Annotated in this window: 1 protein-coding gene and 1 pseudogene; both read right to left on the bottom strand. The window is 66.0% G+C overall.

Features of this window, described 5'->3' with window-relative positions; translation table 11 throughout:
- Nucleotides 1-622: 622 nt before the first annotated feature.
- On the bottom strand, nucleotides 623-1,471 hold the full coding sequence (locus tag AC069R_RS34010) for an ABC transporter ATP-binding protein (RefSeq protein ID WP_478770554.1): 849 nt from the start codon (nucleotides 1,469-1,471) through the stop codon (nucleotides 623-625).
- A gap of 30 nt (nucleotides 1,472-1,501) precedes the next feature.
- Nucleotides 1,502-2,269: pseudogene (locus tag AC069R_RS34005) on the bottom strand (ABC transporter transmembrane domain-containing protein); the annotation flags it as partial.
- Between the last annotated feature and the right edge of the window lie 100 nt (nucleotides 2,270-2,369).

Below are 2,369 nucleotides of genomic sequence, written 5' to 3'. Positions count from 1 at the left end.
GACGACAACACCAGGCCCGCACCAGCCACTACAAACGCCGCGGACACAGCCCCCGACCTGGCCATCAGTCACAGCAAACACCGTTGCAGTACTAGTCGCCCCAGGACGGGGTCGCAGCGGCGGCCGCGCAGAACGAAGGCCGAGGTGACGACGGGCTTCGGCGGGCGGGCCGTGCGGGCAGGCATCCATGGTGATGGTGCGGGAGCGCCAGTCGCAGCCACGGTCAAAACAGACGCGCTCGGGTGGGTGCGGCTGCCTTGGATTGGCGGAGAAGATCGAGCGGGCTTCCGCGAGCCGGATGCCGAGTTTACGGAGTCGTTCGCCCATGGCCCAGGCGCTGATCGGACGGCCGGGCTGACCGCCGGGAAAGAGCCAGGGTGACTCTGTCCGGCCGAGGACAGCATGGCTGCGGCGAACCGCGACCTGTGGCGGACGTGTTGATGGTGGCCGCGTCGCCTTCTCGCTGAGTACTGCCGGGCCACCTCTGCAGCTCGGCCGCGTCGGCCACTCATGGAGGCGGCCGACGGGGCCATCTCACCGTCGGCGGGTGATCGGCTGCCCAGGGGCGTGGCTGTGCGAGTCTGCGATGGCTCGATCAGTCTCGAGTGCTCGGTTGGCAGGGTCAGGCGGCCTGCATCCGCTGGTTGTTGACTAGGTCCCGGTAGGCAGAGCAGCGGTTCATCAGCGTCTGGTGGGTGCCGGCGTCGGTGAGGGTGCCGTTGGTCAGCATCACGACGTGGTCTGCATGCTGCACGGTGGACAGTCGGTGGGCTACGACCATGACGGCTCGGGTTGTCGCCAGGTCGTCGACGATCCGCCGGAATCGCTTCTCGTTGATGCTGTCCAACTGCGAGGTCGGCTCGTCCAGCAGCACGATGTCGGCGTCTGAGAGCAGGGCTCGTGCCAACGCCAGTCGCTGTCGCTGCCCACCGGATAGATCGTTTTGCCGTCCCAGCGTGGTGTTCAGTCCTTCGGGCAAGGAGGTGAGGTCTTGTAGCAACCCGACCGCTTCCAGAGCGGTGGCCAGTTCCTCTTCGGAGGCTGGTTCGGCACGGCCGAGCTGCAGGTTGTCGTGGATGGTCCCTTCGAGCAGGGTGAATTGCTGATCAACGTAGGCGATGCGGCTGCGCAGGTCTTCAAGCGGCCAGTCGTGGATTGGATGGCCCAGTATGGTGATCCTTCCGTCATCGGGGTACATGAAGCGGTCGATGAGTGTGAGGCACGTTGACTTTCCGGCGCCGGATGGGCCGACAAGGGCAGTCAAACCGGTACGGGGTGCGGTGAAAGTGACGCGGTTGAGAACCGGTACGCCTGTGTAGGAGAAGGAGACGTCCTCGAAGGCGACGGCCGCCGTGCCTGGGCGGGGCTTTGGGGGGCTGAGTTTCGGCTGGGCGCCGTCGGTCTCCTGCGCGAGGGTGAAGAATTCGTGGAAGCGGGTGCGGGCGGCGAGCCCGGCCTGGAGGCGCCCGATACCGGTGGCGACGACGGTGACGGGGGAGACCAGTTGTAGGAGGTAGAGCAGGAAGGCGGCGAAGCTGGGCACGGACAGATCGCCGCTGGCCATGCGGGCGCCACCGCCGATGATGACTCCTACGAGGGCGACCTGCTGGCCTAGTTGCATGACGGGAGTGATCCACATCTGCAGGCGTGCTCCTACCAGGGAGGTCCCGGTGAGCTGTTGCGCGCTTTCACCGAGCCGGCCGGCGGAGCGTCCCTCGGACCGGTACGCCTTGATGGTGAGCAGAGCCGTGAGGTAAGCGGTGAAGTGCTGGGCAAGCTCGCCGACGGCGTCCTGCTGGTCTGCGATGTTGCGGCGTACGCGGATCAGCACCCAGCCGATCGCCGCGCCGGCGAGGGCGAAGGACCCGATGGTGATCAGGACCAGCAGCCAGTCGAGTACTGCCATGACGACGAGGGTGAAGACGACGGTGAGGGCAGCCAATGGCAGTTGGACTACCCCGATGTCGATGATGGCGCGCAGCAGCATGGCGTCGGAGGTGACGCGGGCGACAAGATTGCCCACACCTTGGTCCCGGACCGTGCTCACGGGTAGACGCAGGCTGTGTTCCATGACGCGCTGGCGCAGCCGTAGGACGATGAATTCGCCGATGCGGGAGAGCAGGTAGCTGGAGGCGGCCGAGGCGCCTGCGGAGCCCAGGGCGGCTACCGACATAAGGACCACAGGCCGGGTGATCGTGTCGTTCTGGCCGAAGGAGCTGATGATGTCTTTGACGAGCAGCGGTACGGCCAGCGTGCCAGCTGTGGCGACGAGGGCTAAGAACTCCTAACGCAATGACTTCAGGCGTCGCCAGCAGATGAGTGCGCATCCCAGGGTGAGGAAGGCTTCGTGGATGTCGTCGCGTACCTCC

This window comes from Streptomyces sp. NPDC043952 (genome assembly GCF_056435325.1).
The sequence above is the reverse complement of the archived record's forward strand: the minus strand, read 5'-3'. Positions and strand labels throughout refer to the sequence as shown.